Source organism: Ensifer sp. 22521, from assembly GCF_052044795.1.
Taxonomy (GTDB): domain Bacteria; phylum Pseudomonadota; class Alphaproteobacteria; order Rhizobiales; family Rhizobiaceae; genus Ensifer.
Genome location: NZ_JBQENM010000012.1, coordinates 66780 through 80024, shown reverse-complemented (window position 1 = coordinate 80024; position 13245 = coordinate 66780). Strand labels below are relative to the sequence as shown.

Below are 13245 nucleotides of genomic sequence, written 5' to 3'. Positions count from 1 at the left end.
CCGGCGTGAGGGTTGCTCTACGGCGCGCGGGGGGCAGCGCCTGCGCCTTGTCCAGGGCCTGTACGCCGGTCGAACAGGCACCTCCAGATCGCGCCTATTGCCCGGCGACACATGTCGCGGATCGCGGCGTTGCGCTGACGTCGCGCCCAGGAATGTAGCTGGTAGCTCGCCGGCATATCCTTTCGCTGCTCATCCATTTCCGTCACCTCGCGGGCTCCGCTGTCTGAGTTCCAGGTCCAAGCTACAGCCTATCGTCGGCCGCGATAATCCATGTTAAGTTCCGTTCATCTGTGACGAAATGGAATAGATGCAATGGACCGGCAGGGAGCCATGGCGGTGTTTCTCGCCGTCGTCGAGGAGGGGGATTTCTCGGCGGCGGCGCGGCGGCTGCGCATGACACCATCGGCCGTCAGCAAGATCATCGGCCGACTGGAGGCGCGCCTCGGCGTGCGGCTGCTGCAGCGATCGACGCGCAGCATCAGCCTCACCAGCGAAGGCAGCGCCTATGCGGAGTCGGCCCGTCGCATCCTCGGCGATATCGAGGATGCTGAGTTTGCGATCCAGCCGGGCGCCGAGCCGCGCGGCCGCCTGCGGGTCAGCCTGCCGAGCGCCTTCGGTCATCGCCTGATCGTGCCCATGCTGCCGGCCTTCATCGAGCGGTTCCCGGCGATCGATCTGGAGCTCGATTTCAGCGACGCGATCGTCGATCTCATGAACGGTGACGCGGATGTCGCCATACGGGTTGCGGCGCAAAGCGACAGTACGCTGGTGACGCGGCGCCTGGCATCGAACCGTCGTGTCATCTGTGCGGCGCCGGGATACCTCGAAAGGCACGGTGTTCCCAAGACGCCTGATGACCTGCAACGGCACGTCTGCCTTGCCATTACCGCCCATGGCCGCCTCAACGTCTGGGAGTTCCAGGATGGCAACGGCCGGCATGCGATCCGTGTTCGTGGTTCCGTCGAAGCCAACAGCACGGAAGCGCTGAGGCACCTCGCGCTCGCCGGCATCGGGATCGTGCGGCTCTCCGAAATTCTTGTCGGTGGAGATATCCGGGCGGGCTTGCTGGTGCCGCTTCTGACCGATTGTAATTATGCCGAGGCGGAACCGATCACCGTGGTTTATCCGCACCGGCGTTTCCTGCCGCCGCGTGTGCGCGTCTTCGTCGATTTCCTTGCCGAGCAGTTCGCGCGCCGCCCCTGGGAAGAGGCAAGATTTCACGGGGAGCCTGCCGATACCGGTGCGCTTCCGGAATCTCGCCCGATGCTTTAAGCCCGGCGACTGAGTACTTTTCACAAAGGGAATTGCCGTGACTGAAACGATTGAATTTGCTGATTTCGAGCGTGTCGACATTCGCGTGGGCACGATCGTCGAAGCCGAACCCTTTCCGGAAGCGCGCAAGCCGGCCTTCAAGCTGAAAATCGATTTCGGGCCAGAGATCGGCATTAAAAAGTCATCGGCGCAAATCACGGTGCATTATCGTCCGGAAGATCTCGTCGGGCGGCAGGTGCTGGGCGTGGTCAATTTTCCACCGCGCCAGATCGGGCCCGTTCGCTCCGAAGTGCTGACGCTGGGTTTTGCAGACGAGGCCGGCGCGATCGTGCTGGCTGCCACCGAGCGGCCAGTTCCCAACGGCAAAAAATTGATGTGATCCCAATGACCATCGCCTTCGAAGTGATCCCCGAACGCGTCAAGGTCTCCTGCCTGTGGCGCGCCGCCGATGCCGCGCGCGATTGGCGCGCAAGCCATGTGCTGTCTCTGCTCGATCCGGAACTGCCTGACGCCAACGTGCCCGTTATTGCCGATGCCAGCCACCGGGTGGTGCGCATGCGCGACCAGGAAAACCCGACCGCCACGCAGCATTTCCCGGATCTGGTCCTCGAGGTGTTCGAGGCGATGCGGCCGGCGGCGGAGGATGCTTCGAGCCGCATTCTCGTGCATTGCCACGCCGGCGTCAGCCGCTCCACGGCTTTTGCCTATGGGCTGATTGCCCATCAACTTGGCGCGGGCCGCGAGGATGAAGCCTTCCGGGCGCTACTGACGATCACGCGCAAGCCCTGGCCGAACCGGCGGATCATCGAGATCCTCGACAAAGCCCTCGGTCGTAAGGGCCGACTGCTCGCGCCGCTCGATGTCATGCGCGCCCGCCATCCGCGCCGCATCGACGCCTGGCATCGCTTCAACGAACGCCGTGGCCTGACGTCGATCTATCAGCGCTAGCGCTTACGCGTCTGCCAGCAACGCGTCAGCGTAGCGTTTGAGCGACCGGTTGTAGCGGGGGAGGTGGCGCGAGAGGCTGCCAAGCGCAAGCGCTGCTGCTTCTTTCGCATGCCCCGCGTCGACCAGACACAGGGCCAGGAATGCGGCGACCGCATCGTCGAGCTCGTCTGACGGCTTGGTCTGCTCCGCGGTGAGCAGGGCGACGCCTTCGCCAGCGCGGCCGAGATTGCGGAGCGTGCTGGCGAGCTGGATGGTGGCGCGCCGCCGGCGAATTCCCGTGAGACCGTTTTCCAATGCCTGCCGATAGAGAGGTTCGGCTTCCGTCTCGTGGCCGGTCGAATCCTGCGCGGAGGCCCGTTCGAACAGGCCTATGGCGTGTCCCGACGGCAATTCGGCCGCAAGCGCCTCGATACGCGCGATGAAGGTTTTGGCGTCGATGGTGTCGAAGGCAGCCCAGAGTTCAGCCAGCCGTCGTTCCCAGTCGTTCCAATCGACAACGTTCGACACAGCTCTCTCCCTCGGTCCCAATTCCCGGGCGAGCAGTGGCCCGTTAATACGTGAAGGTCAAGCCGGTACGCGCACCGTTGCCCTCAGGCCGCCGAGCGGGCTGTCGCCAAGGGTGACGTTGCCGCCGTGGCTGCGGGCGATGTCGCGGGCGATCGCAAGGCCAAGGCCGGTGCCGGAGCTGTCGAGATTGCGCGCCTCGTCGAGACGGAAGAACGGCTTGAACACGTCCTCGCGCGATCGCTCAGGGATGCCCGGACCGTCATCGTCGACGGTGATGGTGACCCATTTGGCGCTGTGGCGCGCGTCGATGTTGACGGTGTTGGCGTAGCGATAGGCGTTCGAAGCGAGATTGGCGACGAGGCGGGTGAAGGCGTTCGGCCTGACCCGAACCTCGTCCTCGCCCTCGACCGAGGTGGTCAGCGTCTTCCCGAGCAGTTCGGCCTCCGCCGCAAGCCGGGTCATCAGGTCGCTGAGTTTCAGTTGGCCGACATCTTCCTCCGCTTCGCTGCGGGCGAAGGCGAGGTAGCCCTCCAGCATGTTCTGCATGTCCTCGACATCCTGGTTCAGGCTTTCGAGATCCGGATTGTTGCCGGCGAGCGCCAGCTGCAGCTTGAAGCGGGTGAGGATGGTTCTGAGGTCGTGGCTGACACCGGTCAGCATCGCGGTGCGCTGTTCGATCTGGCGCTCGATGCGTTCGCGCATCAGGATGAAGGCAAGGCCGGCGCGGCGGATCTCGTCGGCCCCGCGCGGCGCGAAGTCGTCGATCTTCTGGCCCTTGCCGAAGCTTTCGGCCGCCTTGGTCAGCGCCAGGATCGGCCGGATCTGGCCGCGCAGGAACAGGATGGCGATCGCCAGCAGCACCAGCGATGCGGCCACCATCCAGACGAGGAAGATGTGGGTGTTGGAGGCATAGGCCTGGTTTCGCCGAGCATAGACCCGCAGGATGCGGCCGTCATCGAGCTTGATGCGGATCTCGACGAGCTTGGAGTTGCCGACCGTATCGATCCAGAAGGGGCGGCGGACCTGGTTGGAAATCTCCTCGCCGAGGATCTGGTCGAGGATTTCGAAGAAGGGACTAGGCCTGGGTGGTGGCAGCTCGCCGGGCGGGTCGACGGAGATGCTGAGATCAAGCTGATCCCGCGCGATGCGGATGATCTCGCTGATGTCGCGGTCAGCGGGGAAGGTGTCGATGAGGTCGACGATTGCGGCGATATCGCTGGTGACGGCGGCTGACAGGCGCTGCGTCACCAGCTGCCAGTGGCGCTCCATGAAGATGAAGGCGACGACCGACTGCAAGAGCACCATCGGAATGATGACGATCAGCAGCGAACGGGCGTATAGCCCCATCGGCAGGCGGCGGCGCAACCAACGGGTAAAGCGCCTCCAGGCGTTGTCGCTCGATCCGGTTGCCCCGTGCTCTATGCCGTCAAAGCTTGCCATGGTTTGCCGCGCTCATCGGAAGGCCCGCCATTTCAGTCCACGCTCAACCGGTAGCCGATGCCGCGCACCGTCTGCAGCCAGACCGGATTGGACGGATCATCCTCGATCTTGCGCCGGAGGCGATTGATCTGCACGTCGATCGTGCGCTCGCCGACCTCTGCATCGTCGCCGATCAGTTCGTGGCGCGGGATGGTCTCGCCGGCGCGCTGCGAAAACAGCGTCATGATCTCCTGCTCGCGATCGGTGAGCCGGATGTGATCGGCGCCGCGCCTCAGTTCCTTGCGCACCACCGAGAAGGTGTAGGGGCCGAAGATCACCTGGTCGACCTTGGGCGCTTGGGCCGGCTGGTTGCGGCGCAGGATATTGTTGATGCGCAGCACCAGTTCGCGCGGTTCGAAGGGCTTCGACAGATAGTCGTCGGCGCCGGCTTCCAGGCCCTCGATGCGGGAGTTCGATTCCGCCAGCGCCGTCAGCATCAGGATCGGCACGGTCTTGATCTGGCGCAGGCTGTTGGTCAGCGAGATGCCGCTTTCGCCCGGCATCATCACATCGACGATCAGAAGGTCGAAGTCGAGGCCGACCAGCTTGCGCCGTGCTTCGTCCGCGTCGGACGCGGTCGTCACGCGAAATCCCTGCTCGACCAGATAGCGGTTCAGGAGATCGCGGATGCGCCGGTCGTCGTCGACGACCAGAAGGTGAGCCGCATCGTCCGAGACAGTCGCTTTTGTCGTCATTCCACGCTTCCCTGGTTCCAGGCTCCCGAGCCGTCTGCCGGCGGCGAGCCTCGTGTCAGTCTGCGGCGTTCTTCATTCCGGCGAGAAAGCGTTTGACCGTCTCCCGCGCGCCCGGACCCGTTCTTGCCAATGCATCGGCTATGCGGCGGGACTGTGGCTCGGCCAGCGCACGCGCCAGCGCCTTGCCTTCCTCAGTCGTATAGAGCATGCGCTGGCGTCGGTCTTCAGGGCCGGTCTCCTGGCGGATGTAGCCGGAATCGATCAGTTGCTTGAGCACGCGGGCGAGGCTCTGCTTGGTGATCTTCAGCGTGTCCAAGAGGTCGGCGACGGTCATGCCGGGCTCGCGGTCGACGAAATGGACGACCCGGTGATGCGCCCGCCCAAAGCCGCTCTTTTCGAGGATCGCATCCGGGTCGGAGGTGAAGTCGCGATAGGCAAAGAAGAGCAACTCGATGATCTCGAAATCGATCGTGTCATCATCGGCGGCGGCATCGGTGAGATACCGGGTGTTCTCTTTGGATTGGCCGGCCACGCGGTCATTTCCTTTCAGCCAGATTGCAACTTGCGAAACATTCGGAAAAATACGTCAGCTTTATTGACATATTTTTACCGCATCGTTAGCGTCCTTGCTCGGTAAGCGAGACATTTGGCATTGGCAACACCTTGAAAGGATATGCCGCGCCGTTCCGATCGCAAATCCAAAATCACGAAATTGAATTTTCCCTCAATCAGTTTGCCGATAAACTGAAAGCAGGACGATAATCAACTAAGAATGGCGCATATGCGCCGGAGGATGACACCATGGCAGCGGTTCCTTTTGATCAGTTGGACGGAGAGATCTGGTTCAACGGCGAATTCGTCGCATGGAAGGACGCCAAGGTACATGTGCTGACACACGGCCTGCACTATGCCAGCGCGGTCTTCGAGGGCGAGCGCGCCTATGGCGGACGTATCTTCAAGCTGAGCGAGCACAACCAGCGCCTTCATAACTCGGCTGACATTCTTGGCTTCAAGATTCCCTATTCGGTGGAAGAGCTGGACGCCGCAAGCGTGGAGCTTCTGAAGCGCCAAGGCTTCTCCGAGGCCTATGTGCGGCCGATCGCCTGGCGCGGGAGCGAAAGCATGGGCGTTTCGGCGCAGAACAACCGCATCAACGTCGCCATCGCCATCTGGCAGTGGGGCAGCTACTTCAACCCGGCGGAGAAACTGAAGGGCATTCGCCTCGACATCGCCGAGTATCGCCGCCCGGATCCGCAGACGGCACCTTCCAAGTCCAAGGCGGCCGGTCTCTATATGATCTGCACCATCTCCAAGCATGCGGCGGAAGCCAAGGGCTATGCGGATGCGATGATGCTCGACTATCGCGGCCGCGTGGCCGAAGCGACGGGCGCCAACATCTTCTTCGTCAAGGACGGTGTCATCCACACGCCGGTGCCGGATTGCTTCCTCGACGGCATCACCCGCCGCACGGTCATCGAGCTTGCCAAGCGCCGCGGCTACGAGGTCGTCGAGCGGGCGATCATGCCGGAGGAACTGTCCAGCTTCAGCGAGTGCTTCCTCACGGGGTCCGCTGCCGAAGTGACGCCGGTTTCCGAAATCGGTCCCCATCGCTTCACGCCGGCGACGATCTGCGAAACGCTGATGAACGACTACATGAAGGAAGTCTACCCGGTTGCCGCGGCCGCCGAGTAACGGCATCCGCAATTGTCTCGAATGCAGAAAAGGCGGCCAGGGGCCGCCTTTTGTCTTACTACGGATATGATCGTGGTAGGGGTCAGGCCGTCTTGCCGAGGAATTGCCCGACGATACCGCTCAGCACGCCGCCGCCGACGAGGCCGCCGATGGCCTGCATGGCAAGGCCTGTCGCGGCTGCTTCGCCGCCGAGCATCTGAATGAGGAAACCTCCGCCCAGGCCGCCGATCGCGCCGACGATGGTCCGTGCGACGACACCGAATGCCTGCTGCTTCAACACTGCGCTGGCCGCGTTGCCGCCGGCCGCCCCCGCGATCAATTGGGTAATGATAGGCATTAATGCTTCCATTGATCCCTCCGTGTCGTGGCTCGTCGTGGACGGGCCACTAAAGCCGATGATCCGGATAGGTTGAAGCCGAATCTGGATTATTGTCAATTTGAATGAAATGACCGCCCCGGTGCCCGGATCCTAGCCCATTGAAATGGTTTGATTTCAGCTGGAAGCGGCGTTTCGTGGCGTCAGACAGAGAAGCTTGCGCCGGCGTCGAGAAGGATCGGTTTCAGTCTTCGCACAATGAAGCGGATGATTCGTGCATGCGCCGTAGGCTCCGGCGACCGCTCGGTCGCCGGAGAAACAAATGCCTATCGATAGACGTAGACGATGCGTCGCGTCGCCGGCTCGACCAGCACGGGCTGGCCGTTGATGCTGACATAGTCGTAGTTATAGTCAGGCACGCGGCGGACCGCGACGGTCTGCGGCAGCGCGGCGCCGACCACGACTTCGCCGTCGAGATAGACGGTCTCGCCAGGGTTCGCCGTGACGTAGGTGCGCACGGTGTCCGGTGGCACGATCGGATCGATCTCTTCGACCGGGCCGATCAACTCATCGCCGCTGCTGACGATCACCGGATCGTTCGGCTGCGCCTCATAGGTGACGGCGGGAATAGCGAGGTCGGCGCGACGTTCCTGAACCACGACGGCCGAACCGCCGAAGTCCGTCGTCAGATATTGCGCATAGACCCAGCCGCGCACGCCATTGATGTCGATGCGGCACCATTTGCTGCCTTCGATGCAGCCGTCGATGACCGCGGTGCTACCGCGGGCCGCAAGCCCGACTGTCGGATACTGAGGGCCCGGACCCGTGCGGATGTTGAGGTCCGTGACTGTGGTCGCGGTCATGGCGGCAAAGGCGGCCGGCATGCCGAGCGTCAGCACAAAACCCGCGGCCGCAGTGGCTCGCAGCAGGGGGCGGGTAAGTTTCAACATTATCTTTCTCCTTTAGTGGTGAGGGCGAAACGCCTCCGCGCGCGCGGATGTTCCCCCGGGAACGTCACGAAATGTGACGCCGTGACATTCTTCCTCTGCTGCCGCGGCCCGAGGCCCGAAGAAACAAGCAGCGGGAGAGGCGACGAAGATGCAGGACATTCAGCTGGATCAGAGCAATTTCACCGCCCGCAGCCTCAAGCCGGTGGTCAGGATCGTCGTCGCCGCGGAACTGGCAATTTCGGCGCTGCTGATGACCACAGTGCAATGGCCCGCACCGCAACCGGCCACCAGCCAAGTCGCCGTTCTGCGCTGATTGGCGCTGTCACCGGCGCCAATTGCCGCTATAGGAGAGTTACAGCGTCGCGCGTCCCGCCGGGCGCGCTAAGATCGCTGTAGAACTTTGAAGTGCTGCATGGGTTGTCCCTCAATCGGCGACGATGCAAGGAAACATGCAGCAGATCCCATAGAGGCAGGCGCACATGTTACAGGCGGGCATCATTCCGGTTACCCATTTCGAGCAGAATTGTACGGTGCTGTTCGACAGCGAGACCAAGGAAGGCGTGATCGTCGATCCCGGTGGCGATGTCGACCTCATCCTGCAGACGGTCCGCGAGAACGGCATCACGCTGAAGGCGATCTGGATCACCCATGGCCATATCGACCACGCCGGCGGCGCCAAGGAATTGAAGGATGCGCTCGGGCTTGAAATCATCGGCCCGCACAAGGACGATCTGCCGCTGCTCGAAAGGCTCGAGAGCCAGGCCGAGCGTTTTGGGCTGGCGATGAAGGTCCAGAACGTCATTCCGGATCGTTGGCTCGAAGAGGGCGATACCGTTTCGTTCGGCGACCATGTCTTCGAGGTCCTGCATTGCCCCGGCCATGCGCCCGGCCATGTCGTCTATTTCAACCGGGCACAGAATTTCGCCCATGTCGGCGACGTCCTCTTCCACGGTTCGATCGGGCGCACCGACCTGCCGGGCGGCAATCACCAGCAATTGCTCGATTCCATCCGCGACAAGATCCTGCCGCTCGGTGACACTGTCGGCTTCATCTGCGGCCACGGTCCAGGCGGGCAGATCGGCGAGGAGCGCCGCACCAATCCCTATCTGCGCGGGCTCTGAAGAAGGACGGCTTGCCGTTGTAATCACGAAAAAAGCCCATGCCTTGATCGAGGCATGGGCTTTGTGATTCCGTATGCTCTGCGCCGATCAGCCGGCGGTGCAGAAGTAGCTGCGGCCGTCGTAACCGCGGAAGGTGCCGTTGTCCGGGTTGAACGAGCGGTAGCGCTGCGAGCAGTAACGGTACCAGGACGGCGTCCAGGGCTCGAGCGAGCGGTAACCGCCGCCATAGCTGCCGCCGCCGTAGTTATCGACGACAACCGGACGGGCCTGATAGACCGGGCGAGGGCGATAGACCGGGCGCGGCTCGTAATAATCGTATTCCGGTTCCGGATCGATATAGACGCGCTCGCCGTAGCCGCTGTTGTAACGCGGCTGCGAGGCGATCGCGCCGCCGATCAGCGCGCCAGCGGCGAGGCCCGCTGCGCCTGCCACCCATGCATCGTCATTGTTGTGGTGATGGCGATGGTCTGCCAGCGCGGCGCCGGAGGTCGGGACGATCATGGCGATTGCGGCGACCGAAAGAACGGCGGCTTTGATGAACGTGTTCATGGGCTTCAAATCCTATCGCATGGACCGGATCAATCCGGATTTCATGAGAGGACGTTAATGCCGCCACTGTGAACCGAGCCTGAACAAAAAAAACCCGGCAAGCCTGCCGGGCTTCAACTTTGAATCTGTCAGCGGATGTCGGCGTTAGCCGGCGATCTGCAGGTTGACCGCCTTCGGGCCTTTGCCGCGGCGATCCGGTTCGGTGTCGAAGCTCACCTTCTGGTTTTCCGTCAGACCGTTCAGGCCGGAGGCCTGGACTGCGGAAATGTGTACGAAGATATCTGCACCACCGTTGTCAGGCTTGATGAAACCAAAGCCCTTGTCGGTGTTGAAGAATTTTACAGTGCCAGTTTCGGCCATGCGTCAGGTCCTTTTCTCTCCACCCGTTTGACGGACGGGCAGCATTGCAGTTTTGCCCGAATGGGCGTTGGCAGGCAGTTCTCGACGTTTGAGGAAAGGGTCCTGTTACCGCAGCCAGCCATTGGAGAAGTTGCATTTTCATGCGTCTTCCCGGTCTGGCCGCCCGGAGTTTTGCGTCTCCGGCCCGCTTTTATTTCAAGATCTTCCCGTGTTCGCAGATTGCCCGAACAGAGTAAGATTGATGGGTTTATTTTGAATTGGCAAGCAAAACTTTTCGAGCGTGGTATTGCGTCTTGTCATTGCTCAAAAATCGGTCATTTCCGCAGCTGTTGCCCCTTCTTCAAGATATATCGCAAGCTGTTGAAATCACAGCTTTTTGAAAATGAACGCCGCAAAATTGAGTGGGTTTTTGCTGTTTTTCGATGCAGCCGCAAGGAGGTCAGTCGAATGCCGGCGCCGTCCGGTATTCGCAACTCTCTGATATGTTTGATGCTTCTCGCGTCGTACGTTTCTTACGTACGATTTTTGCAGAAAACCTACAGGTATTGAATTGGACCGGTCGATTGCGACCCGCTTCGCGTCTGGCGGCGAAGCAACGATTTGATGGCCTGGTACAATAGCAAGTAAAGCGCCAGTCCGGCGTTTGGACCGGTCGCTGATATAGTTCATGGCGCAGTGTCGGTTGCGCTCGCAGAGGCCAGTTCAGACTGCAGCTTCCGCGCGCCGATTTTTGGTCAGTTCGGGAATGATCTCGACGGCAAGCATTGCCGCGAAGATGATCGCGCAGCCGGCATAGCCGATCGGGGTGATGATCTCGCCGAGCAACAGGACACCGAAGAGAGCGGCAAAGAGCGCCTCGCTCGACAGGAAGATGGCGGCCTGCGGCGCCGTGGTATAGCGCTGGCCCACCACCTGCAGGATGAAGGCGAGGCCGCTCGAGAAGATGCCGGCATAGAGGATTTCGAAGAGAGCGCCTTCGACAGCCGCAAAGCTCAGCGGCTCCATCTTCACTGCGAAAAGCAAGCCGAGCACTGCGCAGACGGCGAACTGCGTCATCGACAGCAACATCGGCCGGCCGCTGCTGGGCGCGAAAAGGCCAACGAGCAGCATTTGCACCGCCCAGAACAGGGCGCACAGGATCGTCAGGTAGTCACCGCCGGTCAGCGCCGACAAGGTGCCGCCGCTCAAAAGGAAGATGCCGAAGAGAGCCATCAGCGCACCGGGCCAGATGACCCAATGCGGCTTGCGGCGCAGGAAGATGACCGTCAGCACGGGCACGAAGACGACATAGAGCCCGGTGAGGAAGCCGGAATTGGTGACGCTGGTGTCGAGCAGGCCGAACTGCTGGGTCGCTGCGCCGGCAAAGAGTGCAAGGCCGATGAAGATGAAATTGCGCACGGTCGTCAGCTTGAGCGGTTCGGCCGCCCGCTTCGTTTCCAAAATGGCCAAGGGCATGGCAACCAGCGTCGCGATCGCAAATCTGAGCGTGATGAACCACAGCGGGCTGATCGCATCCATGGCCGTCGACTGTGCAACGAAGCCGGCGCCCCAGATCGCGCCTGATATCAACAGCAGCAGATTGGCCTGAATGCGGGGCATGTCGGTTCTCCTCGGACAGGCGCCGTCTAGCAGTTGCGTTCTGGGCGGGCAAGGCTCATCGTCAGCGTCATGGGCGTCGGAGATGGCGATGAATGACAGCGGATATTCCGGCACGCCGCTTGCCCGCAAGCTGGGTTTGAAGGACGGGCAGGCGGCGCTGCTTCTCGGCGTTCCGCCCGGCCTCAGCGAAATCACGGACTTTTCCGGCTTCTCGAGTTGCGAAACCGTGCTCGGTCCGGCTGGCGGGCGCAACTACGACTATGTCCATATGTTCGAGACGCAGAGGTCCGAATTGGACGGGCTCGCGCCGGAGGTTGCGGCCCGGCTCAGGCCTGACGGCATGCTCTGGATTTCCTGGCCGAAGAAAGCGTCGAAGGTGGCGACGACGCTGAGCGAGGACGTGCTGCGCGATATCTTCCTGCCGCTTGGCCTCGTCGACGTGAAGGTTTGCGCCGTCGATGCCGTCTGGTCGGGACTGAAGTTCATGTTCCGCAAGGAGTTCCGCGGCCAGCTGTCGTGAGGCGGCAGCGACGGGCTCAATTGCTATTGCTTTGCGCCCTTGGAGACGCGGAGAACGGCGCCGTTTTCCTCGTCGGTCACCATCAGCAATGCGCCATCTGGCGCGACGACGACGTCGCGGATGCGGCCGAACTCGCCATCGAACAGCCGTTCTTCGGCGCCGATGGCACCGTTGTCGTCACGCTCCAACCGCGCGAGAAGCTGGTACTTCAGCGCGGCAACCAGCAGGTCGCCGTCCCACTCGGGAAACATCCTGCCGCGATAGATGGCGAGCGCGCCGGGGGCGATCGAGGGATCCCAATAGAAGAGGGGCTGATCGAGGCCGTCCTTCGCCGTGCCTTCGCCGATCTCGGCGCCGGAATAGTCCTTGCCGTAGGTGATGACCGGCCAGCCGTAGTTGTGGCCGGCCTGCGGATTGTTGACCTCGTCGCCGCCGCGCGCGCCGTGCTCGACCGTCAAAAGCGTGCCGTCTTTCGGGTCGAAGGCGATCCCTTGCGGATTGCGGTGACCCTTCGACCAGATCTCCGCCAGGCCGCCGGTGCCGCCGCGATAGGGGTTCGATCCGGGAGCGCTGCCATCGGCGTTGATGTGCAGGATGGCGCCGGCATGATCGCGCGGGTCCTGCGCCCGATCGCGTTCACCGCGGTCGCCGATGCCGAAGAACAGGCTGCCGTCGGGCGCGATCGCAATGCGCGAACCGAAATGCTGTCCCTTACCGGTGAACTTGCTCATCCGGAAGAGTTCCTTGACCTCGGTGAGACCGCTCTCGTTTTCGGCAAGTTTCGCGCGCACGACGGCGGTGCCGTAGCCGCCTTTGCCATTGGCGGCCAATGTCAGATAGAGCGTCCTGTTCTTTGCGAAACCAGGGTCAAGTGCGATGTCGAGCAGGCCGCCCTGGCCACGTTCAGCGACCTTGGGCACCCCCTTCAGCGGCTTCGACACCTTGCCGTCGCGCACGATCCTCAGCCGGCCGGGACGTTCACTGACGATCAGCCCTCCATCGGGTAGCGCTTCGACGGACCAGGGGTGTTCGAGGCCGGCCGCCAGGGTCTCGACGCGCAGGGTGCCGTGCTGGCTCGGGAATTCGCGCGTCTCTTGGGCGTGAGCGCCCAAGGGGGCGGCGATCGCGGCCAAAGCGACGAGCACCGCGAGCGACCGGGTGTGCCGCCGCCTACCTAGCTGTTTCGACGCTGCTGCATCCGCTCGCCGCATTGCGCTTCTCCGGGCCGATTCGTTCA

General features: G+C 62.3%; 17 protein-coding genes. 7 read left to right on the top strand and 10 right to left on the bottom strand.

What is annotated here, in order from left to right; translation table 11 throughout:
* Positions 1–312: 312 nt before the first annotated feature.
* From ACTJKE_RS19885 to ACTJKE_RS19875, 3 genes are read left to right on the top strand one after another with little or no spacing between them, the layout of a single operon-like run.
* Positions 313–1272, top strand: a complete 960-nt coding sequence (locus ACTJKE_RS19885; protein ID WP_063891431.1) for a LysR family transcriptional regulator — start codon at positions 313–315, stop codon at positions 1270–1272.
* A 37-nt stretch (positions 1273–1309) separates the two neighbouring features.
* Complete coding sequence (locus ACTJKE_RS19880) at positions 1310–1651, top strand: tRNA-binding protein (RefSeq protein ID WP_113511296.1); 342 nt, start codon at positions 1310–1312, stop codon at positions 1649–1651.
* 5 nt (positions 1652–1656) lie between these two features.
* Entirely contained in the window at positions 1657–2220 is a 564-nt protein-coding gene (locus tag ACTJKE_RS19875; protein ID WP_057253152.1) for a protein-tyrosine phosphatase family protein, read from the top strand.
* A gap of 3 nt (positions 2221–2223) precedes the next feature.
* Here ACTJKE_RS19875 and ACTJKE_RS19870 read toward each other — a convergent pair whose 3' ends face one another.
* The 4 genes from ACTJKE_RS19870 to ACTJKE_RS19855 are packed head-to-tail and all read right to left on the bottom strand — an operon-like array spanning position 2224 to position 5433.
* Complete coding sequence (locus tag ACTJKE_RS19870; protein ID WP_057253153.1) at positions 2224–2727, bottom strand: tetratricopeptide repeat protein; 504 nt, start codon at positions 2725–2727, stop codon at positions 2224–2226.
* Between the two features lie 57 nt (positions 2728–2784).
* On the bottom strand, positions 2785–4167 hold the full coding sequence (locus ACTJKE_RS19865; RefSeq protein WP_057253155.1) for an ATP-binding protein: 1383 nt from the start codon (positions 4165–4167) through the stop codon (positions 2785–2787).
* Between the two features lie 32 nt (positions 4168–4199).
* Positions 4200–4901, bottom strand: a complete 702-nt coding sequence (locus ACTJKE_RS19860; protein ID WP_057253157.1) for a response regulator — start codon at positions 4899–4901, stop codon at positions 4200–4202.
* A gap of 55 nt (positions 4902–4956) precedes the next feature.
* Positions 4957–5433 (bottom strand): MarR family winged helix-turn-helix transcriptional regulator, encoded by a 477-nt coding sequence (locus ACTJKE_RS19855; protein WP_057253158.1) that lies wholly within the window; start codon positions 5431–5433, stop codon positions 4957–4959.
* Positions 5434–5702: 269 nt separating this feature from the next.
* Between ACTJKE_RS19855 and ACTJKE_RS19850 the strand changes: the two genes are divergently transcribed.
* The gene (locus ACTJKE_RS19850; protein WP_057253160.1) at positions 5703–6593 is read left to right on the top strand and encodes a branched-chain amino acid aminotransferase; all 891 of its coding nucleotides are present in this window, start codon (positions 5703–5705) and stop codon (positions 6591–6593) included.
* 82 nt (positions 6594–6675) lie between these two features.
* Here ACTJKE_RS19850 and ACTJKE_RS19845 read toward each other — a convergent pair whose 3' ends face one another.
* Complete coding sequence (locus ACTJKE_RS19845) at positions 6676–6942, bottom strand: hypothetical protein (RefSeq protein ID WP_034788698.1); 267 nt, start codon at positions 6940–6942, stop codon at positions 6676–6678.
* Positions 6943–7235: 293 nt separating this feature from the next.
* Positions 7236–7859: a DUF1236 domain-containing protein gene (locus tag ACTJKE_RS19840; RefSeq protein ID WP_057253162.1), complete on the bottom strand. Its 624-nt coding sequence runs from the start codon at positions 7857–7859 to the stop codon at positions 7236–7238.
* 148 nt (positions 7860–8007) lie between these two features.
* On the opposite strand from ACTJKE_RS19840, the gene ACTJKE_RS19835 reads away from it, so the two are divergent.
* Positions 8008–8172, top strand: coding sequence for a hypothetical protein (locus ACTJKE_RS19835; protein ID WP_192494794.1), 165 nt, complete (start codon positions 8008–8010; stop codon positions 8170–8172).
* A gap of 166 nt (positions 8173–8338) precedes the next feature.
* Positions 8339–8980, top strand: coding sequence for an MBL fold metallo-hydrolase (locus tag ACTJKE_RS19830; RefSeq protein WP_057253164.1), 642 nt, complete (start codon positions 8339–8341; stop codon positions 8978–8980).
* An 87-nt stretch (positions 8981–9067) separates the two neighbouring features.
* Here the strand turns inward: ACTJKE_RS19830 and ACTJKE_RS19825 are convergent, their stop codons facing one another.
* The 3 genes from ACTJKE_RS19825 to ACTJKE_RS19815 form a co-directional block, all read right to left on the bottom strand.
* Positions 9068–9529, bottom strand: a complete 462-nt coding sequence (locus ACTJKE_RS19825) for a BA14K family protein (RefSeq protein ID WP_057253166.1) — start codon at positions 9527–9529, stop codon at positions 9068–9070.
* A 144-nt stretch (positions 9530–9673) separates the two neighbouring features.
* Entirely contained in the window at positions 9674–9889 is a 216-nt protein-coding gene (locus ACTJKE_RS19820; protein ID WP_057253168.1) for a cold-shock protein, read from the bottom strand.
* Positions 9890–10591: 702 nt separating this feature from the next.
* Positions 10592–11488: a DMT family transporter gene (locus ACTJKE_RS19815; RefSeq protein WP_057253169.1), complete on the bottom strand. Its 897-nt coding sequence runs from the start codon at positions 11486–11488 to the stop codon at positions 10592–10594.
* 88 nt (positions 11489–11576) lie between these two features.
* Between ACTJKE_RS19815 and ACTJKE_RS19810 the strand changes: the two genes are divergently transcribed.
* Positions 11577–12008: a hypothetical protein gene (locus tag ACTJKE_RS19810; protein ID WP_057253170.1), complete on the top strand. Its 432-nt coding sequence runs from the start codon at positions 11577–11579 to the stop codon at positions 12006–12008.
* Between the two features lie 23 nt (positions 12009–12031).
* On the opposite strand, the gene ACTJKE_RS19805 is transcribed toward ACTJKE_RS19810, so the two are convergent.
* Complete coding sequence (locus ACTJKE_RS19805) at positions 12032–13219, bottom strand: PQQ-dependent sugar dehydrogenase (RefSeq protein ID WP_057253171.1); 1188 nt, start codon at positions 13217–13219, stop codon at positions 12032–12034.
* Positions 13220–13245: the final 26 nt, after the last annotated feature.